Source organism: Bifidobacterium imperatoris (assembly GCF_002860405.1).
GTDB lineage: Bacteria > Actinomycetota > Actinomycetes > Actinomycetales > Bifidobacteriaceae > Bifidobacterium > Bifidobacterium imperatoris.
Genome location: NZ_NMWV01000025.1, coordinates 37,946 through 59,187, shown reverse-complemented (window position 1 = coordinate 59,187; position 21,242 = coordinate 37,946). Strand labels below are relative to the sequence as shown.

The following is a 21,242-nucleotide window of genomic DNA, read 5'->3' as shown; positions in this document are numbered from 1 at the left end:
CAAGCATGCCGTGCCAGCCATTCGGATAACCCAGTGGCGGATATAGCAATCAGCATACCGGCAATAAGTCCTACATAATGGTTTGAAGCATACGCGTATGATGAACCAGAATCGGCGACCAAAGATGATGTGAGCATCAGAGCCAAGCTGAACACCAGCAACAGCCCCTTCTCAATCATCGTCCGCATGGCCCCTCCTGCCAAACATTCACCTGTATAGCCTAGAGTACCCGTATGGAATGGCGTTGGCTTATAGCCATGAGCTTCTTCTTACGGTTCGCGTTGAACCAAACAAAATAATCTGCCAGATAGTAGCATGGTTTGGTGTTTCCGGTAAGTATTCAGCGTGCAAAGGGGCAAAGAGGATTATGACGATGACTGACCATTTGTCCAAGTTGGAAAGCGATAACAATATCTCTTCCTTTGATGAAGCAATGTTTGAACATGCAGTTATTCAGCGTTTGCAGTCGCTGGGGTATGAATGGCTATACGGTCCGGATATAAACCGTACGAATGAGTTATATCGTGATGCTCTGTTGCCGGGAGTATTGGAAGATTGTTTACATCGTATCAATCCGAAAGCGCACCCTTCTGCTCTTGCTGAGGCTGTGCGTAAGGTAACAGATATCGAGGGAGTGGATCTGCTGTCCCGCAATATCCAATTCATGGACTATCTCCAGTCCGGTGTTGAAGTGTCGTTCTTCGACGGAGAGAAAATGGACACAGACCATGTACGAATAATTGATTTCGACCATCCGGAACGGAACGCGTTCAACGTAGTCAATCAATGGACATACGTTGAGTTTGAAGAAAAACGACCTGACATTATCGTCTTTATCAACGGTATGCCACTGGTGGTATTCGAGCTGAAATCGCCGTCACGTGAGAACGTTGATGCTTCGGACGCCTATCTGCAGCTGAGAAACTATATGAAGGTCATTCCTTCGCTGTTCACGTACAACGCGTTTTGCGTGATGACCGACATGAGTGACACTCGTGTGGGAACTATTACGGCCAATGAAGATCGCTTCATGCAATGGAAGACGGCTGATGGTGACTATTCAAAGATTGCTAACAAGATAGCTGTTCGATGGACTACCTTGCTTGATGGTATGTTTCCGAAAGAACGATTGCTTGATATTCTTCGGAATTTCATCTGTTTCTCCAAGTCAGAAGAAGGAACCGCGAAAATTCTCGCGGCATATCATCAGTACTTCGGTGTTCATAAGGCAGTAGAGAGTACTTTGCATGCTATGAACAACGACGGCAAAGCTGGCGTGTTTTGGCATACTCAGGGTTCCGGTAAATCATTGTCGATGGTCTTCTATGCGCATTTGCTGGCTGAACAGGTGAACAGTCCAACGATTGTCGTGACTACTGATCGCACTGATTTGGATGGACAGTTATATGGTCAGTTCGCTAAATGCTCGGATTTCTTGCGCCAGATTCCTCAACAGGCGGAAAGTCGCGAGAATCTGATCGAACTGTTGGATAATCGGCAGGCGAACGGCATCGTATTCACGACGATGCAGAAATTCAGCGAATCCGATGAACCCTTATCCGAGAGGCATAACATCGTGGTCATGGCTGATGAGGCTCACCGCAGCCAGTACGGGTTGGAGGTGAAACTTCATACAGATGGTACTCGTTCGATTGGTGATGCTTTAAAGGTGCGCCAGGCACTGCCGAATGCTTCCTATATAGGATTTACCGGTACTCCGATTGAGACACAGGACAAGTCCACGCGTGAGATATTCGGTGATTACGTGGACGTGTATGACATGACCCAATCGGTCGAGGACGGTGCCACTCGTCCGGTGTTCTATGAGAGTCGTGTGGTTTCGCTCAAGCTGGATGAGAACATACTCCGCGAATTGGATGAGCAGTACGAGAACATCTCGGATGATGCCGATGAGATGGCTATCGATCGTAGTAAACGTGACTTGGCGACGATGGACAGTGTGCTGGGAGCACCTGAGACCATTGATTCGTTGTGCCGCGACATCGTGAACCACTATGAGGAGAATCGTGCTGATGAGCTGACGGGTAAGGCATTGGTTGTTGCTTATTCGCGGACCATCGCCATGCGCATGTACGAGAAGTTCCTTGAACTGCGCCCGCAGTGGAAAGACAAAGTGCATGTGGTCATGACCTCTTCTAATCAGGACCCTGAGGAATGGCACAAGATTATCGGCAACAAAGCGCACAAACTGGAGCTGGCTAAAGAATTCAAGGATGATGATAGCCCGTTCAAAATCGCCATTGTTGTGGATATGTGGCTGACCGGGTTCGACGTGCCATCGCTGTCTACGATGTACGTCTACAAGCCCATGAAGGGGCATAATCTGATGCAAGCTATTGCTCGTGTGAACCGTGTGTACAAGGGCAAGGAAGGCGGTCTGATCGTCGACTACATCGGCATTGCCGGAGCTCTGAAACGCGCTATGCACGATTACACGAAGCGTGATCGGGAACGCTATGGCGATATGAATGTGGCCGACACCGCATATCCGTTGTTCCTCGACAAACTGAGTGCGTGCCGAGACTTTCTGCATGGTTTGGATTATCAGAATCGAATCCATACCAATTCTGCTGAACAGATGGCTGAAGCCATTGCGGATGGTGCGGATTACTTACTTGATCCCGAGCGGGAGAAAGATCGTAAGGACTTTATCAAGTGTGCCAAGGAGATGGCCCAAGCATTTGGTTTATGCCGCAGCATGGTTGCTGATGAACTGAAGATCGAAGAAGCGTACATCGATGTGTTGCGTACGCAGATGCTGAAAGTGCTGAACGTCAATCCAGGCAACCCGCGTATGTCTTTGAAGGAGATTAACAAGCAAATCGCCGCCATCATGGAGCAAGGCGTACATAACGAAGGCGTTATCGATCTGTTCGAAGACCGGACAGTTGAGGTCTCGCTGTTTGATGAATCGTTCCTTGCCGAAGTCGCACAGATGAAGCAGAAGAATCTTGCGATGGAATTGTTGCGCAAGCTGATTGACGATCAAGTCAAGGCATATCGTAAGAAGAGCGTGGTCATGGCCGGAAAGTTCTCAGAAATGCTGCAGCAATCGGTTAATGCGTACCTCAACGGCATGCTCACCAACGCCGAGGTCATACAACAGCTGTTGGATATGGCCAAGGAAATCATGGCCGCGCGACAGGAAGGTAAGACGCTTGGTCTGGATGATGAAGAGCTTGCCTTTTATGATGCGCTGACCAAGCCACAAGCTATCAAGGATTTCTACGAGAACGATGAGCTGGTTGCTATCACCCGAGAGCTGACTGACACGTTGCGCAAGAACCGCACGATAGACTGGCAGAAGAAAGAAGATGCCCGCGCTCGCATGCGTAAGTCAATCAAACGATTGCTGAAGAAGCATAAGTATCCGCCGGACGAAGTGCCGGAGGCCATCGAGACGGTGATGCAGCAGTGCGAGTTGTGGGTTGACTACGGAGAGGGAAACTGATTCATGGCGAAAAAGACAAGCACCAAAGCCCTCGGCTTCGAGGAGCAGATTTGGGATGCGGCCTGCAAATTGCGTGGCAACATCGACCCTTCGGAATATAAGAATGTCGTTCTTGGCTTGATTTTCCTGAAGTATGTTTCTGACAACTTTGAGGCGAAGCACGCCGAATTGGTGGTTGAAGGCGAAGGATTCGAGGAAGACCGTGACGAGTACACGTCCGAGAACATCTTCTGGGTACCGAAAGAAGCCCGTTGGGAAGTCGTGGCTGCGGCCGCGCACACTCCTGAAGTCGGTAAGGTCATCGATGAATCAATGAGGCTCATCGAGCAGGAGAACAAGAAACTCAAGGGCGTGCTGCCCAAGAACTTCGCACGTCCTGAACTGGACAAGCGCCGGCTCGGGGAAGTGGTCGACCTGTTTACCAACGTGAAGATGGCTGAGAATGGAGACACCCATGATTTGCTCGGCCGCACGTATGAATACTGCCTGTCGCAGTTTGCATCGCAGGAGGGTAAGAATGCTGGTGAATTCTACACGCCGAAGTGCGTGGTGAAGACGCTGGTCAATGTGCTTGAACCATTCAAAGGGCGCGTCTATGACCCGGCGTGCGGCTCGGGTGGCATGTTTGTACAGTCCTTTGAGTTTGTGCGCAACCATCAGGGCAACATTAACAACATCTCCGTCTATGGTCAGGAGTCGAACCCAACAACGTGGAAGATGGCCACGATGAACCTTGCCATTCGTGGTATCGATGCCGATCTTGGCCCGAAAAACGATGACACGTTCTTCAACGATCTACATCGCACTGAACGGTTTGACTACATTCTCGCCAATCCACCATTTAACCTGTCCGATTGGGGCGGCGACAAGCTCAAGGACGATCCACGCTGGGAATACGGTGTGCCGCCTGAAGGCAATGCGAACTTCGCATGGATGCAGCACATGATTCACCACCTGTCGCAGTCTGGCCGTATCGGCTTAGTGCTCGCCAATGGCTCGCTATCGTCGCAGACGAACAATGAAGGAGAGATTCGCAAGAACATCGTCAACGCCGGACTGGTGGAGGGTATTGTTGCGATGCCAACGCAGCTGTTCTTCTCCACGCAGATTCCAGTGTGCCTATGGTTCCTGCGCAAAGGGCGTCCTGCTGATTCCAAGACGCTGTTCGTAGATGCTCGCAACATGGGTACGATGATCAGCCGTTCACAGCGCACGCTGACCGATGAGGACATTCAGAAGATTGCGTCCACGTTCGATACGTTTCGTGACGGAACGCTGGAAGAGGAGAAGGGCTTCTCCGCCGTAGTGTCTATCGAAGACATTGCCAAGCAGGATTACATTCTTACTCCCGGCCGCTATGTCGGCATTGCTGAGCAAGAAGAGGACGATGAGCCATTCGATGAGAAGATGAAGCGTCTGACTGGTGAACTCGCCAAGTGCTTCGAGGAGTCCAACCGCCTGCAAGCCGAAATCAAGAAGAACCTGGAGGCGATTGGGTATGGACTCTAACTGGATTTATTTATCTGATATTGCTTCTATAAGCTCCGGGGGAACTCCATCAAAGAACCATCCTGAGTATTGGAATGGTGATATACCGTGGGTGAGTGCAAAATCTATGGATGCAGATTCCCTTAATAGTTCAATGCTCTATATTACAAATGAAGGTGTATCTGCTGGAAGTTGTATGGCTAAGCCAGGAGATATTCTTCTTCTTGTAAGGGGTAGTGGGCTATTTAAGAGAATTCCTATTATTTGGGTCGATAAAGCTATGGCTTTTAATCAGGATATAAAGCGCTTAAGTGTACCTGATCACGATGATGCGCGATATCTATATTTCTGGCTCCAATCCCAGCGTAGTGTAATTTCACAAAATCTGGAGATGACGGGCATTGGCGCGGGGAAGATAGATATGAATTATCTTTCTGAAATGCCAGTTTGGTGGCCTGATAAGACCGTTCGCAAGCGTATTGTTGTCTGCCTGGATTCCATGCAGAAGTTACGTACTTGTCTCACTCAGACAAACGGCCATTTGTTGGAAATTGGACAAAGCATATTCGATGAAAAGCTCAAGCTCTGTGATCTCACTGAAGGAAACGTAGGTTTACTTGGTGATATAGCGGAAGGTAATCCTCGACGGCAATTGAGCAAAGGGGAGATAGCTAAATATATTGATATGAGCAGTCTGTCTACTACAGGGTCATATCCCAGTGGATGGATTGAGAAAGCTTATAACGGTGGAATGCGATTCGCCAATGGTGACACGCTTCTTGCTCGGATTACTCCATGTTTGGAAAACGGTAAAGCGTCCTATGTCAATTTTCTCAACGAAAGTGAAGTGGCTTTTGGCTCAACAGAATACATTATTTTAACTGGCAAAGATGGAATCTCGAACGAGATTTTCTATTTTTTGGTGCGCAACAGCAACTTCATTGAATATATGGTTGGACATATGAATGGTAGTAGCGGCAGGCAACGGGTCTCTGTGAAGGATGCGTTGAACTATCCAATTCATATTCCCGAAGGTAAAACTCTAAAGGCAATTGGGCAAAGATTATCCATGTTATTAAATAGCGTAAGCGCAAATTCCAAGCAGATTAAAAAACTGTCACAACTACGTGATGCGCTGCTGCCCAAGCTTATGTCCGGTGAGATTGATGTGTCGAAGGTTGAACTGCCTACACCGCTAGAACAAAACTCTGCGACAAATGGCCGTTTGTCCGAGTAAGACAGTCAATCTGTTGATCGTATGTTCCTAGAACATAGGCGATCTTATGCTGCGTCGTGAGATCGGGAATGGTGACTACACAATGGTGAACGTGGTTTCGGTTGATGCCCGGAACCGCGCTCGCTGTTGTGTAATTGTTCCAATTGATAGTTTTCAGTAGGTAGTAAATAAAGTGTGGGTAATTCCCCTTGAAATCGGAGACATACAGAGTGGTGTTTAGCGGCCAATAGTTATCTGTCGCATAGAAAACTTCACCGATGGTGCCGTATCGTCCGGTGATTACTCCTGGCCCGTGTACTGCGGCCTCATTGTGAACCCCAGAACGTCCTGAAGACGAATAAACAGGGACCTTACCTTTGACTCGTTTCTTTGAAGGCAGATCGTATCCACGCTTGAGTGTGATTGCCTCGCCAAGCGCCATGCTTCGCCATGTCATTGATTGCATACCTATCGTTATTTGTGTGTTGTAATCAAGCCTGTCCGTAGAAGTCCTCGGTGCTGTATTCCTTCCACCTGAGGTACATCTCCCGATAGTTCTTCTTGATAAATTTCTGAATTACAGAGACTTCCTTTGCGGTCAGTCTGCCTTGTCGCTCAAGCGTGGTGTCGCCATTGGATTTGACGAAGAATTTCGCGGAGCCTGATTCAGTGAGTTTGGTGTCGCTGGCGTGTACGTGCATGCATTCGATGACACAGAATGATGTGAAATACAGGTAATATCCGGCGACCATGAATTGGAAGTACTTAGGCATGGTCGGCCTCCAGAAACTCCTTGTTGTTTCGGTAATATCCCTGAACGATACCGACCTCTATATCGTCCATGCTAGTCTCAAGTACATTGCCTTCACGGTCTAGCACTAGGGCCGAGCCAGGATCGTTGAGATTCAACACTTTAATATGCCCGTTGTCGGTGTCAGTAAACGCATAACCGTTCACAATCATTCCTGCGCTGCTGGCAATTGAAGCAATATCAGGCATGAGCTACCTCAACTTTCTTGATCGGCTGTAGGAAATGATCGGCATCAATGTACAGATCGTTCAATATTGGTGCCAAATCGATGTATTCCTCTTCTGGCTCGGTGTTGTGCTTGTATTTTGCATCCACCACGAGGTATCCGTTATCCCATTGCTTGACATTGGTATATCGTTCCAACGAGTAAGGAGCGCGGAACCGAATACGAGCCTTGCAGTATTCAAACACAGTAAAGCCGTTCTCTGAACTGAGATATGCCGTATCGGTCATTTGCTTTGGGCTGTTTAGTGATGAGACCAAAGTGCTTCTCCTTCCAGCTTTACCAAGTTGAGTCATGCTGGTTTCGATTATAGAAGAACAATGCTGATTACCCCAGATACTTTCGATGCGATGCTTTCACGTTGCTTTGGCTGACCAATGCGTATTGCATGGTGGTGTCTATCTTGACATGTCCAAGTAGTTTCTGAACCTGTTCCACTGGCATGCCGCGGTTTATAGCATTGGTGGCCATAGTACGTCGGAACTTATGTGGGTGTATGCGGGGAAGTTGCAGCTTTCTGCCGAGAGAACGAAGCCGGCTTTCCACGGAACAGATGGCAATGCGTTCGTGGTCGCCGCTGAGACTGACGAATAGGGCAGGGTTATCGTCGTTACGACCTTGCAGGTATTCTTCAAGATGTAGCTTGGCTCTGGCATCGAAGTATGCTTTTCGTTCCTTGTTGCCTTTACCTTGCACAATACATTCGCGTTCAATGAGGTTGATGCTGTTACGGTCGAGCTTCACTAATTCGCCGACTCGCATGCCAGTGGAGGAAAGCAAGTCGATCATAGCGAGATCGCGCGGCGTTTCGCAGCCGTCTCGTAAACGCTCCATGTCTTCATCCGAGATGGTTTCCTTGACTCTGATTGGAGCTTTCACGCGGCGTATCTTACGTGCGGGGCTTTTGACGATATAATCCTCATCCTCTAACCATGAGAAAAACGTGGAAAGAATACGACGAATATTGTCTACCGTGACTTTCCCCACGGTATGCGTCGTTTGGTATTCGGCGAGATAGGTTCGAAGCTGTTCGGTATCCACTTGAGGCAGCGGAACAAAGGTTTCTTTTAAGTAATGTGTAAGTGTTGAATCATAGTATTTCAACGTGCGCTCGCTGCATCCTTCAAGTTCCTTGGCGGTAAGAAAGGAATTCAGCAATTCGTTGGCTTCATTGTCGTTATCGGGAATTGTTTCTGTGTTGAGGTTGACCGACAGTACGCTTTTGAGCTGTTTGAGCTGTCGCGCATCCAACGTGTTCTGCATGGCCTTCAGGATTGATTCGATGGTGTTGTTTCCTATCATGTGGGACCTTTCGCTCAATGCATGTACGAATACTGCATGCATAATGCGAGCCACAGAAAAAACGAAGCGGCGGGCAGACAAACGGCCATTTGTTTGAACGATTTGTTCTGGCGTCGTAGGCAATTCGATCTTCGATACATCGATCTCACCAGACATGAGTTTGAGCAGCAGCGCATCACGCAGTTGCGCCAAAGCAGCGATTTCATTTTCGTTGTTCTTAATCGCATCCAACAAGGGTCCAGCGTATGAACTGAATGATCGTGCTTGCTCAGCTGAAGGAATCGGGGCAGCAAAATGACGCATAGCCCTACCAGACACTTCAACAAAAGTGGTACCGGAACCCGCCTTTTCAATCTCCTTTGCATTGTCCCTCAGGAAGCAGAAGACGAATGCCGTGCCGATGTTATCGGATGGTACAACCGATTTAAAGCCCTGGTTAGTGCATACTTCCTTCGCTGCAATCGCAACATATCCAACTGGAGCGCGCGAACTAAATAAGACCGAACCAGCAGGCATCAGTTTTGTACTACAGGATTGATGGCCAGCATCAGTAATATCCGTTGCGCCATGCTCAATGAATATATTTGTTGTATTAGAAAGATCTTTAGGCGTCACCCAGCTAATACCGGAAGTCGTGAAGAACTCTTCTCGCTTTTTTGATGGAGTTGCACCACCAACCACTGTGCCCAAGTCCTCAATGCAGCCATACGTGTCAATGGAATTGATGACGTTACGATATTCCGTCATTAGCAACTCCAACAAATGGCCGTTTGCTACATCTGGTGACAAATGTCATGGCTTTTGCTGGGACTCGTGACGAATGTGGCTGGTTTCATGTGCTTGCGATTGGGATGATGGAGCTATCCAAGGAAGGGAGTGATTATGGCAAACGAAACCACTGCAACCACTCAAACCATTCAGACTGCCCAGGCCACTCAGTCAGCCGTTCCCGCGGTTCATGTGAGTCAGCTGGTCAAACGCTATGGCGATATGGTGGCGCTCGACTACTTTGATCTCGACGTGAGGCAAGGTGAAATCTTTGGCCTGCTAGGACCCAACGGCTCAGGCAAAACCACGGCCATCAACTGCATTCTGGCGTTGCTTACCTATGATTCCGGTACGGTCCGTGTATTCGGCGAGCCGATGACTCCCACCAGCTATGCGCTAAAGCGTCGCATCGGCATCGTGCCGCAGAATGTGGCCGTATTCAACGAGCTGACTGTGACCGAGAACATCGACTACTTCTGCTCACTGTATGTGCCGAAGAAAGCCGACCGCGCACCTCTGGTCGAAGAGGCCATCGAATTCGCCGGGTTGCAAGACTTCCGCAAATTCCGCCCCGGCAAACTCTCAGGAGGCTTGCTGCGACGACTCAACATCGCCTGCGGCATAGCGCACAAGCCCGATTTGATCTTCTTCGACGAACCCACCGTAGCAGTCGACCCGCAGAGCCGCAACGCGATACTCGAAGGTATCCAGAAGCTCAACAAGGCCGGCGCCACCGTGATCTACACCAGTCACTACATGGAGGAAGTCGAACAAATCTGCGACCGCATCCTCATCATGGACCACGGTCGGCATCTGGCGCTCGGCACAGCCGATGAGCTGAAGAACATGATTGACACCGGCGAACGCATCACCATCGAAACGCTTGACCTGACTGACGAGACACTCGCCGCCATACGTGCGTTCGCATTCATCATCGAAGCCTCCTACGACGGACGCGAACTGGAGGTGCGTTGCCGTCGCGGTGAGCACAACCTCGTTGATCTCATCGGTGTACTGCGCACTTCAGGCGCGAACATTGGACACCTGGCCAGCCGGCCGCCGAGCCTCAACGACGTGTTCCTGGAACTCACCGGCAAGGCGCTACGCGACTAAGGGCCCTCCAGCCCGAGGAAAGGAGAACGCCATGTGGAGCACATTCATAGTCACACTGAAAGCGAATCTCAGAGATAAAAGCTCGCTGTTCTGGCTCATCGTGTTCCCAATTGCTCTGGCGACCATGTTCAATGGTGTGTTCGGCAACCTGGATCAGGCCATGAGCATTACCCCGGTATCCGTGGCCGTGGTCGAAGACGCGAATTGGACGAACGCAATCGGTGCGGATACGCTTATCACGGCATTGTCCGGCAAAAACAGTGATACGAGCAAGACTCACGATGACAACGGTACGAATGCCGTGAAGATCGATCCCGGCGTAACCCTGTTGAACGTCACCAAGGTCGACTCGACATCGCAGGCGCGCAAACTGGTAACCCAAGGCGACACCGACGGTTACCTCAAGGCCGACAATGATGGACGAATCGCACTCACACTCAGCGACGATACCGTGACCGTGGCCAACAATGGCACGCAGGAGGCGGGACTTGATGTCTCCCTCTCGGCGCTTGACAACGTGCTCGACCAGTACAACCGCACCAGTGCCACGGTGAAAGCCGTGCTTGAGGACAATCCGACTGCCCCAATCACTCGCACGTTCTGGAATGGCCTCAACGCATCCATGAACGCTACCAAGGAGGTCACACTCACCAACTTCAAACCCAGCGTGATGGCGAGATACTATTACGCGCTCATGGGCATGGCGTGTCTGATTGCCATGTCGTACATGATTCATACCGTCACCACCGCTCAGGCAAACCTCTCCGCGCTCGGCATCCGCCGTACCGTCGCGCCGCTCGGGCGAGCCAAGCAGCTCGTAGCCGGATTCCTTGCGGGGTGGCTGTGCTCCTGCGTCTGCTTGCTCATCGCACTCGCCTACATCCGTTACGGTTGCGGCATCGAAGTTGGCGGACGCGAACCGGCAGCCGTGCTCGCCGTGGTTATCGCTTCGTTCATGACCTGCGCGTTCGGCACGATGATTGGCGCAATCCCTAAGCTCACGACTGGTGTCAAACAGGGCATGTCCACCGCCATCGCATGCTCGCTGTCTCTGTTCAGCGGACTGTACGGCGGATTCGCCATGGAGCTGAGCGACCTGATCTCACGCAAGGCGCCATTGCTTGCTGCTATCAACCCTGCACAACAGGTGACTGACCTGTTCTACTCGCTTATGTACTACGACAGCTACCAGCCGTTCATCCGCACCTGCGCCATCCTACTTGCGATGAGTGCGGTGTTCCTCGCGGCCGGTGTGATCATGCTCAGGAGGCAACGCTATGAACACCTGTAAAGCCACCGTGCGCGTACTGGTCGCACACCGCACGTACATCATCATCTATTTGGTGCTCATGGGCATCATGATGTTCACGCTCAGCTGGTCGCAGATCACCGCAGCCACCCGTACGGTGGCCGACACCTACGAGCCGGAGAAGGTCAATGTCGCCGTCATCGACAGGGATGCGAATCGAGGCGGCATTGCTGAGGAGCTGCGAGACTATCTGTCTGATTCCGCTACGCTGGTCGAACTGGACGACGATGCCGAATCGTTGCAGCAGGCCGTCGCCTCGAACTGGACCGACCTCATCGTCATCATCCCACGCGGTTACGCCGCCGATTTTCTCAAGGCCGCGCAATCCGGCAGTGATATGCCGAAGGTCGAAACGGTCACCAGCTACACGTCCGGAGCCGGCACCATCGGTGGCATGAACGTGAACGGGTTCCTTTCCCTGACTCGTATCGCGCTGATTGGTGGGAATGTGAAGATTGACGACAGTGCGCTTGCCGCACAGTATGCACAGTATGCAAACAGCTTTGCTGCCGCCGGGCAGAATGACGATTGGTCGCAGGCTGTGGGTGGTTCATCCACGTTCGACCTTAACTCGCTGCCAGAGGGGACGTTGTCCGATTTGACGACGAGCGACGTCCAGTCCGCTGCCAAGCGGGCCGCACGTACGGCACACGATGCGAAAGTCAACCGTCCGGTCGTCGTTGAGAACATCACAACGCGGGACGACCGGGAGGCAAGTACGGCGAACTCCGGCGCCTCAGGATTCGGCGACACGATGAAAACGGCAATTTACCCGCTGTTCCTGACGCTCAGCGTATGCGTGAGCTTGGTTGCACGCGTATTCGGCGCGGGCGAGCTGCGTCGTAGGCTCATGGCATCTCCCTCCACGGCTTCGATTGGGCTCAAACGCATGGGTGTACTGTGCGGTTTCGCGCTGCTGATCTGCGTGGGCTATCTGGCCGTTGCGTTGGGATTGATCGCAGCGGCAGGCGTGGATATCACCTCGATACCGGTGAGCGGTGTCATGATGACCTTCGTCTCGATCTGCATGTTCTCCCTCATGTGCACGGCCTGCGGATTCATGCTTGGTGAATTCGGCGCTTCAGATATGGTGGCCAACGGTTTCGCGAACGTGTTCGGCCTGCTCATCCTGTTCACATCCGGTATCGCATTCCCAATGAGCATGATGCCGGACATGATGGTCACTGTCGCCAGACTCACGCCCGGCTGGTGGTACTGCACGGCAATCGACAACGCGCTCGGCTTCGGTTCCGCCGCATCCGGAGTGGACGCTGGAGGCTGGGCTGTGGCCACAGGCATCGTGATGCTGTTCTCGCTCGCATTCGTCTGCGTGGGACTCGCCGCCGGGAAATACCGGCGCTCCCGGCCGAATGCGGTCGCATCGACCGTCACACAGCTCGCCGAAGCATAGGAGGCGCAGTACCTACATCCCCTTCAACCGATAGCGCTGGGTCGGGTCGTCTTGGAATTTCACCTTGGCGACCCGACCCTCGCGTATCAATTCACGCATGCCGGAGGTTGCAGCCAGAGGCGTCAATTGCAGTTCTCGAATGATTTCCTTGATGCTCATGGCCGAATGCCGTTCCAGAACGGTCAGAATCGCTTTGGAGATTTCGCTTGGTGTGCTGTTCTTCGCGGTGCGCTGTTTGGTAATAGTCATCGTGAACGTATTGATGTCATTCTGCGTGGTAGCCGGCTCGATGCCTGCTTCTCGAAGAGCTGCGGCAATACGTTGGTAACCATCTCCGCCTTCCGGATTCACGAAGCCTCCATCTGGATATGGCGTGGACTCCAGCAGCGTAAACAGAAACTGATTACGGGTTGAAACGAACGGCACTCCGGTCACAGGATTCGGATTCGCCAGCACATCATGGGTCACCGTGCCGTATAAGCCACCAGGATTGGTGATTTCAATACGATTCGTGAACACGCTGATACGCACTTGGGTGCCGCGTGCATCGGGGGAGTAGTCGCGATGAGTAAGCGCGTTCGCGATAGCCTCGCGCAATACCACGGGCGGATAGTCGAGCTTCTTCGCGCCCACCCATTGCATCAGCGATTCCACGGCATCGTTAATCATCACCGGAATTGGTCCCACAATGGTTTTTGTGGCTACCAATCGCTCATCTCCCCGGAACACCTCATCTCGGTCCGTGCCGGGAAACACTGCGATGGCAATAGACAATCTCGGGTAATACTTCTGCGGATATCGGCCCAACGCCAACAATCCGGCAAGCGTAGGCCTTAAGATTCCGCCCACCTCGCTGTCGTCAGAATCATCATGACGTAGCACCTGCAAATCCAACAACGTTCGTGTGGCTTCACGGCCGGCGAACACATGCGGATGCTGTTCGCGCGCACGAGCCAACAATCCTGAAACCAGAGTCGAATCAAGATCATCAGTGGTGGCATGCGGCACAATATCCAAATCATAGGTAGGCTGCAAATGCTCTTCGATGAGCCGGTCCACCTCATAGGAGGTCATACGACGATCACCATCGCCGGTGCGAATAAACGAGCCACCATGAGGGCCGAGAGCGGTAGTGAAACAAGGCTTATCGCGCGGAAGCATTTCATCAATGCGTGCGAATACCAGATTCGAGCCTTCGAACGGACACGTTACGATAACCGGGCGAACCACTGGAGTCATTTTCTCGCAGGCTTGACTCAAAGCCTCTTGCATAGCACGGGCGTTAAAATCCTCAACCGGAGTGAAACCGTTCTTTTCCGAAAGACCGAGAATAATCCAGCCACCGGAACCGTTGGAGAATGCGGAGAGCGTATCGGTGATCGTTGAGGAGATGCGGCGCTTGCATTCCTTGACTTCGCATTGCTGTGTGTCGTTGCCGATCATGCGCATAAGCTCGATGAGCTCGGTCATCTTCGCGGTGTAGTCATCAACCATGGGAGCGCCTCCTTGACACTATTGTGCCGTATGCGGCGCATCTTGATGAACCATGTACTGTGCATCATTCAGCAATTCATCGAGAATTCATACCAGCCGATGGAATCGAAGATGCGGTAGAAGCTTTGTTCTAAGTCCGAGGTGGGGGAGATGCGTTTACATTAGCGCGGTTCATCCCAGTGTCGCGATGATGGTGTTTTGTATGCTCTCTTCGCCGGTCCAGATGCCGTCTGTGCGGTTCCAGCTCATGCCGTTGGCGGTTAGGGAGTCGATGCCGTACTCCCGGGCGTGGGCGACAAACCAGCTGGCTGTTTGCCAGCATACGCGCTGCTGGTCGGTATCGGATAATCCGGCCGGCAGCGCGACAGTCAGTGTGGAGTCAGTTGTCGCGTTCGAGTGCTTATCGTCATTTATGGGGTCTTTGGTGATGCTGACATTGGGCAGCGCTGCCGTGGCCGCAGTGATGAGTCCGTTCTCATCGGAGCCATTTGTAGGCTCAAGTGCGCATGTGACACCCGCATTCACCTCACCAGTCAAGGCCGACGCCCAAGCGTGTGCCATCGAATCCCAATTGGCATACAGATCCGGGTATCCTGAACGCTGCACCTCCTGTGCCGCGTCCTCTACCGGAATAGTTTGCCAGTCGGGTACCTGCATCAGGTGGTCGTAGAAGATATTCGTGGCGTATGTCGGATCGGACACCTGTTCAGCCGTGCCCCATCCTTGGCTGGGACGTTGCTGGAAGAGCCCCAGCGAATCCAAATCGCCGTGGTCGAGATTCGTGAGCCGCGACTCTTGCATAGCCGTGGCGATAGCTACTGTGACTGCATGATCTGGCAGCCCACGATTGACGGCGATGTTCGCAATCAGCGCGGCGTTGCCGGCCTGCTCGGGGCTGAGCGTGTGACGTGTGCCATCGGAGGATATGGCGGCGCAATAGGTGTCGTCGGCAGAACGCACATATTGCTTTGGCGTGAACAGTCGCGGAAGTAGCATGACGCCCACTAGAACGATGACAGCGAACATGGTTATCGGTATTATGATCCACGCGGTGAGAGCGGCGGGACGGTGTGCGCCATATCGGTTGTGCTGTCGTCGCATAAATTCCTCCGTTCGCTGTGCCGTCCTGCCTGTACTTCCATACTCCATGTTTGAGCACGTGAGAGCAATGCGACTGAAGTATGATTTCGACGGTCATGCCGCGGCTCAGGCTATGCTTATGCTTCCTTCGCGGCTGGCGCGCTCAGGAAGTGCTCCTCGCTCGGCAGCACGGCGTTGAGGATTACTGCGACCACGAACGCCACGGCGATGCAGTTGGAAGCGAAGATCTGCTGGAACAGGGAAGGGAAGTTCACGAAGATATCGCTCACCTGGGTGAAGCCGATGCCGATAGTCAGCGAGAGTGCCGCAATCGTGATGTTGCGCTGAGAGAAGCCGGCCTCGGCAATCATCTGGAAGCCGGAGAGAATGATGTTGCCGAACATCATAATCGTGCAGCCGCCGAGCACCGCCTGAGGCAGCGAGTTGAACACTTCGGCGATGGCCGGTACGAAGCTCGCCAGAATCAGAATCAGGCCACCGGAGAGAATCACCTTGCGGTTGACTACCTTGGTCATAGCCACGAGGCCGATGTTTTGAGCGAAGGAAGTCAGCGGCAGGCAGCCGAACAGACCAGAGACCGAGGAAATCAGGCCATCGCCAGCGATAGCGCCAGCGGTTTCACGCTCAGTGGGCGTACGGTTCAGGCCCACCTTGGTCAGGGCTGCAGTGTCGCCCAGCACCTCAACCGAAGACACCACATACAGCAGTCCGATGGAAATGATCGAACCCCAGTCGAACTCAGGCTTGAACGGCATCAGCTGTGGCACGGAAACAATGGCGAGATCCTGGAATCCGGAGAAATCAACCTTGCCCATGCAAATGGCCACCACGTAGCCAACCACGAGACCGAACAACACGGACAGCTGCTTGGCGGTACCCTTCATCAACAGTTGGAAGGCAAGGCAGGCCACCAGAGAAATCAAACCAAGCGTCAGGTTCTGCCAGGAACCGAAGTCCTTGGCCCCGGAACCGCCGCCGAAGCTCGTGGCACCCACGTTGAGCAGCGAGAAGCCGATGGAAGTCACTACAATGGCCGAGACGATAGGCGGCACAAAGCGGCGCCAGTACTTGGCGGTCAAACCAAGCACCAGCTCCAGTACGCCACCGACCAGAACGGCACCGACCACTGCGCCATAGCCCTTATCCGCACAAATGGCCACGGCTGCGGCCACATAGGTGAAGGAAATGCCGGTCACCATAGGCAGACGGGAACCGATGCGCCATGCGCCGTACAGTTGCAGACAGGTGCCCAGACCAGCTACCAGAAGACCAGCCTGAATCACCGCGGCGGATTGTGCGGGCGTCATTTTCGCGGCAGATGCCACAATGAAAATCGGTGCCAGATTCGCCACGAACATGGCCATCACATGCTGCAGGCCGAACGGAATACCCTTCCAGAAGGAAACTGGTGCGTCCAGCGAGCTCAATGCTTCAAATGAGACGTTGGATGATTTGGAGGTTTTCTTCTCGTCGCTCATATTGCTCTTTCTTCTTCTCTTCTCTCTGTGAGCTTTTAGTGGCGGAATTCGATCTTGCCGGTTTCCGGATCCATCGACTCCACGATAGCCAGGGAATCCACGTCATAACCATCTTCGCGAAGACGATCGCCGCCGCCCTGGAAACCCTTCTCCACAGCAATGCCGATGCCCTCAACCGTGGCGCCCGCCTTCTCACACAGTTCGATCAAGCCGCGCAGCGCCTTGCCGTTGGCCAGGAAATCATCGATGAGCAGCACATGATCGCCCGGGTTCAAATACTTCTTGGACACGATGACCGGGAACTCCTTCTGCTTGGTGAAGGAGTAGACGGTAGTGGTGTACTGATCGCCATCGAGATTGATGGACTGTGCCTTCTTGGCGAACACCACCGGCACATCATTGAAATGGCGGGCTGCACAGCAGGCGATGCCAATGCCGGAAGCCTCGATAGTCAGGATCTTGGTGATGGTCTTACCTGCGAAGTGCTCCGCCCATGCCGCGCCCATATGATCGAACAGGCGCACATCGCACTGGTGGTTCAGGAATGCGTCCACCTTCAGCACATCGCCGGCCTTGACGGTGCCTTCGGCCTGGATTCGTTCCTCAAGTTCCTGCACTGGATACCTCCTTGACGTCAAATTGGTATAACTATCGGTATAGCTATGGGATATGGCAAACCAGCTTACGCTGACCGGCGCATATGGTAGATATGAATGTCGCGCGATTTGAGGAACAGATTATCCACGCGCGTTCGTCACGGTAGGTTGTCAAGGGGAGAGCATCATGTTCGATGAGCCGGAAGTCATTGCGCGTAGCGCCCAAGAACTGGTAGATGACTTGAATCCTCAGCAGTCCGAGGCCGTGCAATACCGTGGCCAGGCGCTGCTCATCGGCGCAGGCGCAGGCTCTGGTAAAACCCGCGTATTGACCCGCCGCATCGCATGGATCTTAAGTCAATTCGGCGCATGGCCGAGCCAGGTGCTCGCCATCACCTTCACCAACAAGGCCGCCGCCGAAATGCGTGAACGACTGGGCTCACTCATCGGCCCGGTGGCGCAGCGTATGTGGGTTTCCACCTTCCATTCCGCTTGCGTGCGCATCCTGCGTCGTGACGGAAAATCCATCGGACTGAAGTCCGGCTTCTCCATTTATGATTCCGCCGATTCCGAACGACTCGTCAAAATCATCGCCACCGAATTCAATTTGGATATCAAGCGCTACACACCGCGCTCGATTCTCGGCCACATTTCCGACTTGAAGAACAACCTCACCGGCTGGAAGGAATACCTTGCCCTGCATGCTCCGGATTTCACTCCCGGTCAGCGTGGCTACCAATTCGGCACGGTGGGGGACCTTGAAGCTATCTATGCGGTGATTTATGCCGAATACGAGCATCGACTGGCACTTGCCAATGCTGTGGACTTTGATGATTTGATCGGCCGGACCGTTGAGCTGTTGCGCTCCGATCCACAGGTAGCTGAGTATTACCATCACCGCTTCCGTTACATTCTGGTGGATGAGTATCAGGACACCAATCACGCCCAGTATGTGCTGGTGCGCGAACTCGCCGGCGTTGATAGCGGTGAACACAGCATGCCGGGCTCTCCCAACGCCGGTAAAACCGGCCCGGCATGGATTACCGTGGTAGGCGATTCCGACCAGTCCATCTACGCATTCCGTGGCGCGGATATCCGCAATATCCAGGATTTCGAACAGGACTTCCCGAACGCCAAAACCATTATGTTGGAACAGAACTATCGTTCCACGCAAACCATTCTGGACGCGGCTAACGCCGTAATCAGTAATAACGAAGGACGCAAACCGAAGAAGTTGTGGACCGCGCTCGGCAAAGGCGAGCCAATCGTGGGCTATGCGGCAGATAACGCTCAGCAGGAAGCCCAATGGGTGGCTGGCGAGATTGCGCGACTGCATGCCGAGGAATCCATCGCCTATTCAGACATGGCCATCATGTATCGAGCCAATGCACAGTCCCGTTCGCTTGAAGAAGCGCTCATCAACGGGGGACTGCCATACCAGTTGGTCGGTGGCACTAAGTTCTACGAACGCCGTGAAATCAAGGATGCCTTAGCATACCTGCAGGCATTGGTGAACCCGGATGATGACGTGAACCTGCGCCGTATTCTCAATGTGCCGAAGCGTGGTCTAGGGGACCGAGCCGAGGGAATTCTGCTCGCCTATGCGCGTGAGCATGGCACCAGCTTCTTCTATGCGCTGATGCATCTAGATGAGATTCAGAACATTCCGACCCGTACGGCCAACCAGCTCAAAGCATTCCGAGAGCTGATGGGTGCGCTTTCCCAGTTCACCCGCGCGCATGACAATAAGCCAAGTGAGGTCGTGGCCGAAGTGCTGGAGAAGTCGGGATTGCGTGCGGAGCTGGAGAAATCCGTCGATCCACAGGACGCCTCCCGTTTGGAGAACCTTTCCCAGCTGCAATCCACCGCAGCTGAATTCGAGCAGAACACGCCGGACGCCACATTGTCGGCTTTCTTGGAAACGACCGCTCTGGTGGCTGATTCCGATCAATTGCCCGGTGAAGCTGAAGATTCCGGCAAGGTGACGTTGATGACTTTGCATACCGCAAAGGGTCTGGAATATCCGGTGGTGTTCCTCACCGGCATGGAGCAGGGAACATTCCCGCATTCGCGTTCGATGGAAGACACCACCGAGCTGCAGGAGGAGCGTCGACTGGCCTACGTGGGCATCACCCGCGCCAAGCGCCGCCTGTATGTGACTCGCGCTGCCGTGCGCTCGCAGTGGGGGCAGGCTGCGGATATGATGCCGAGTCAGTTCCTTGATGAGATTCCGGCGGAGCTCATCGATTGGAAACGTAAAGAAGCCGGCGTGGAGCGCATGCGCTCTAGTTGGCAGTCTGACGGCGATGGCTTCTCCGATGATTTCGGCGGCTGGGATGATGACGATTTCGGTAGTGCAACGTTTGGCGGTTCATCCACTTTCGGTGGCCGCGGCTCCGGTTCTTCATACGGTTCACGCTCACGTTACGGATCCTCGTATGGGTCGGGTTCATCATCATATGGTTCAAGGTCCTACGGTTCCAGATCTTCTTATGGTTCCGGGTCCTATGGGTCACATGGTTCGGTGTCTTCCTCCTATGGCTCCCGTTCCGGCTCATCATCGGATTCCTACGGTCATACGCGAGGCGGCAAGGTGACGACCCGTCATACCACGCCAAAGACTTCTGCTTCGGCGGTTAAGAAAGACAATGGTTTGAATGCCGCTGATTTCGCCATCGGAGACAAGGTGGTTCACGATAAGTTCGGCCTTGGCACAGTCATGGATATTCAGGACAAAGGCATCAAATCGGTGATTACCGTGGACTTCGGTTCGGCCGGAGTCAAGCGCCTGATGCTGCGCGTGGCGCCTATTGAGAAGCTCTGATGAGCGATAGGACTTGCCTCCGGCAAGACTGTTGCTTCGACCTTCACTCAGCTTTCGCTTCGTTCAGGCCTCGTCTACGAACAGTCCACTGGACTGTTCGCTTCACGACTCAGCCCGTCGCGGGCGGTAGCAGAAAAGGGAACAAAAAACAAGACTTGTTTTTCTGATTGCGGCATGGGCATAATGCGAAGGTTGTGCTCACGAACCCCGTCTTAGGGGAGAGAAAGTAAGAGAAATGAAGAACAAGCTGTTTGCATCCGTTCCCAATATTCTGCTCGGCCTGCTGATTGCCGTTGCCCCGCAGACCTTCGCCCACGCCTGCATCGGCCATGATATGCCGGGCGCATGCCACTACTCACAGCAGGCCGCCACCAGTATCGGCGTGGTTATTCTCGTGCTTGGTATCGTCGCTTTGTTTGTCAATCATCAGATTCGCATCGGTTTGAATATTGCGGCTATTGCGAACGCGTTGCTGTTGCTCGCAGTGCTGACCTTCCTTATCGGTGTATGCAAAGGTGCCATGATGCACTGCCGCATGGTTATGCTGCCTACGCTTATTGTGCCCGGCGTGCTTACGATGGTGTTCGCGGGCATCGCCATCTGGCTTGATTCTCGCTCCACTGCGCGCGGCTGAAA

General features: G+C 53.1%; 17 protein-coding genes. 8 read left to right on the top strand and 9 right to left on the bottom strand.

Annotated features, from left to right (window positions below; translation table 11 throughout):
- The first annotated feature begins 433 nt into the window (after nt 1-433).
- Genes Tam1G_RS09000 through Tam1G_RS08990 form a run of 3 tightly spaced genes read left to right on the top strand, consistent with a single transcriptional unit; the run spans nt 434 to nt 6,197 of the window.
- The gene (locus Tam1G_RS09000; protein WP_243394877.1) at nt 434-3,472 is read left to right on the top strand and encodes a type I restriction endonuclease subunit R; all 3,039 of its coding nucleotides are present in this window, start codon (nt 434-436) and stop codon (nt 3,470-3,472) included.
- A 3-nt stretch (nt 3,473-3,475) separates the two neighbouring features.
- Nucleotides 3,476-4,981 (top strand): class I SAM-dependent DNA methyltransferase, encoded by a 1,506-nt coding sequence (locus tag Tam1G_RS08995; RefSeq protein ID WP_101626249.1) that lies wholly within the window; start codon nt 3,476-3,478, stop codon nt 4,979-4,981.
- The gene (locus Tam1G_RS08990) at nt 4,971-6,197 is read left to right on the top strand and encodes a restriction endonuclease subunit S (protein WP_101626248.1); all 1,227 of its coding nucleotides are present in this window, start codon (nt 4,971-4,973) and stop codon (nt 6,195-6,197) included. The genes Tam1G_RS08995 and Tam1G_RS08990 overlap by 11 nt, the downstream gene beginning before the upstream one ends.
- On the opposite strand, the gene Tam1G_RS12115 is transcribed toward Tam1G_RS08990, so the two are convergent.
- The 5 genes from Tam1G_RS12115 to xerA form a co-directional block, all read right to left on the bottom strand.
- Nucleotides 6,148-6,618: a restriction endonuclease subunit S gene (locus tag Tam1G_RS12115; protein ID WP_207797863.1), complete on the bottom strand. Its 471-nt coding sequence runs from the start codon at nt 6,616-6,618 to the stop codon at nt 6,148-6,150. The two genes, Tam1G_RS08990 and Tam1G_RS12115, sit on opposite strands and share 50 nt — an antisense overlap.
- Before the next feature lie 49 nt (nt 6,619-6,667).
- On the bottom strand, nt 6,668-6,949 hold the full coding sequence (locus Tam1G_RS08980; protein ID WP_101626247.1) for a DUF4160 domain-containing protein: 282 nt from the start codon (nt 6,947-6,949) through the stop codon (nt 6,668-6,670).
- Nucleotides 6,942-7,175, bottom strand: a complete 234-nt coding sequence (locus Tam1G_RS08975; protein WP_101626246.1) for a DUF7723 family protein — start codon at nt 7,173-7,175, stop codon at nt 6,942-6,944. The genes Tam1G_RS08980 and Tam1G_RS08975 overlap by 8 nt, the downstream gene beginning before the upstream one ends.
- Nucleotides 7,168-7,440 carry a DUF7724 family protein gene (locus Tam1G_RS08970; RefSeq protein WP_101626245.1) on the bottom strand — a complete coding sequence of 91 codons (273 nt, stop codon included), beginning with the start codon at nt 7,438-7,440 and terminating at the stop codon, nt 7,168-7,170. The genes Tam1G_RS08975 and Tam1G_RS08970 overlap by 8 nt, the downstream gene beginning before the upstream one ends.
- Before the next feature lie 97 nt (nt 7,441-7,537).
- On the bottom strand, nt 7,538-9,259 hold the full coding sequence (xerA, locus tag Tam1G_RS12130; protein WP_101626244.1) for a site-specific tyrosine recombinase/integron integrase: 1,722 nt from the start codon (nt 9,257-9,259) through the stop codon (nt 7,538-7,540).
- Between the two features lie 135 nt (nt 9,260-9,394).
- On the opposite strand from xerA, the gene Tam1G_RS08960 reads away from it, so the two are divergent.
- From Tam1G_RS08960 to Tam1G_RS08950, 3 genes are read left to right on the top strand one after another with little or no spacing between them, the layout of a single operon-like run.
- Nucleotides 9,395-10,393 carry an ABC transporter ATP-binding protein gene (locus Tam1G_RS08960; RefSeq protein ID WP_101626243.1) on the top strand — a complete coding sequence of 333 codons (999 nt, stop codon included), beginning with the start codon at nt 9,395-9,397 and terminating at the stop codon, nt 10,391-10,393.
- Between the two features lie 31 nt (nt 10,394-10,424).
- Nucleotides 10,425-11,684 carry an ABC transporter permease gene (locus Tam1G_RS08955; RefSeq protein ID WP_101626242.1) on the top strand — a complete coding sequence of 420 codons (1,260 nt, stop codon included), beginning with the start codon at nt 10,425-10,427 and terminating at the stop codon, nt 11,682-11,684.
- A complete protein-coding gene (locus tag Tam1G_RS08950; RefSeq protein WP_101626241.1) occupies nt 11,671-13,113 on the top strand; it encodes an ABC transporter permease in 1,443 nt (480 codons plus the stop codon). Before Tam1G_RS08955 ends, Tam1G_RS08950 begins: the two co-directional genes overlap by 14 nt.
- Nucleotides 13,114-13,125: 12 nt before the next feature.
- On the opposite strand, the gene Tam1G_RS08945 is transcribed toward Tam1G_RS08950, so the two are convergent.
- From Tam1G_RS08945 to Tam1G_RS08930, 4 genes are all read right to left on the bottom strand, one after another.
- Nucleotides 13,126-14,607, bottom strand: a complete 1,482-nt coding sequence (locus tag Tam1G_RS08945) for an ATP-binding protein (RefSeq protein WP_101626240.1) — start codon at nt 14,605-14,607, stop codon at nt 13,126-13,128.
- Between the two features lie 171 nt (nt 14,608-14,778).
- On the bottom strand, nt 14,779-15,708 hold the full coding sequence (locus Tam1G_RS08940; protein ID WP_423220485.1) for a transglycosylase SLT domain-containing protein: 930 nt from the start codon (nt 15,706-15,708) through the stop codon (nt 14,779-14,781).
- Between the two features lie 116 nt (nt 15,709-15,824).
- The gene (locus Tam1G_RS08935) at nt 15,825-17,186 is read right to left on the bottom strand and encodes a nucleobase:cation symporter-2 family protein (RefSeq protein WP_101626239.1); all 1,362 of its coding nucleotides are present in this window, start codon (nt 17,184-17,186) and stop codon (nt 15,825-15,827) included.
- Between the two features lie 35 nt (nt 17,187-17,221).
- Complete coding sequence (locus Tam1G_RS08930) at nt 17,222-17,803, bottom strand: xanthine phosphoribosyltransferase (RefSeq protein WP_033891011.1); 582 nt, start codon at nt 17,801-17,803, stop codon at nt 17,222-17,224.
- Between the two features lie 166 nt (nt 17,804-17,969).
- Here Tam1G_RS08930 and Tam1G_RS08925 point away from each other — a divergent pair, with 166 nt between their 5' ends.
- Entirely contained in the window at nt 17,970-20,606 is a 2,637-nt protein-coding gene (locus Tam1G_RS08925) for an ATP-dependent helicase (protein WP_101626238.1), read from the top strand.
- A gap of 235 nt (nt 20,607-20,841) precedes the next feature.
- The gene (locus Tam1G_RS08920; protein WP_101626237.1) at nt 20,842-21,240 is read left to right on the top strand and encodes a DUF4418 family protein; all 399 of its coding nucleotides are present in this window, start codon (nt 20,842-20,844) and stop codon (nt 21,238-21,240) included.
- Nucleotides 21,241-21,242 lie beyond the last annotated feature (2 nt).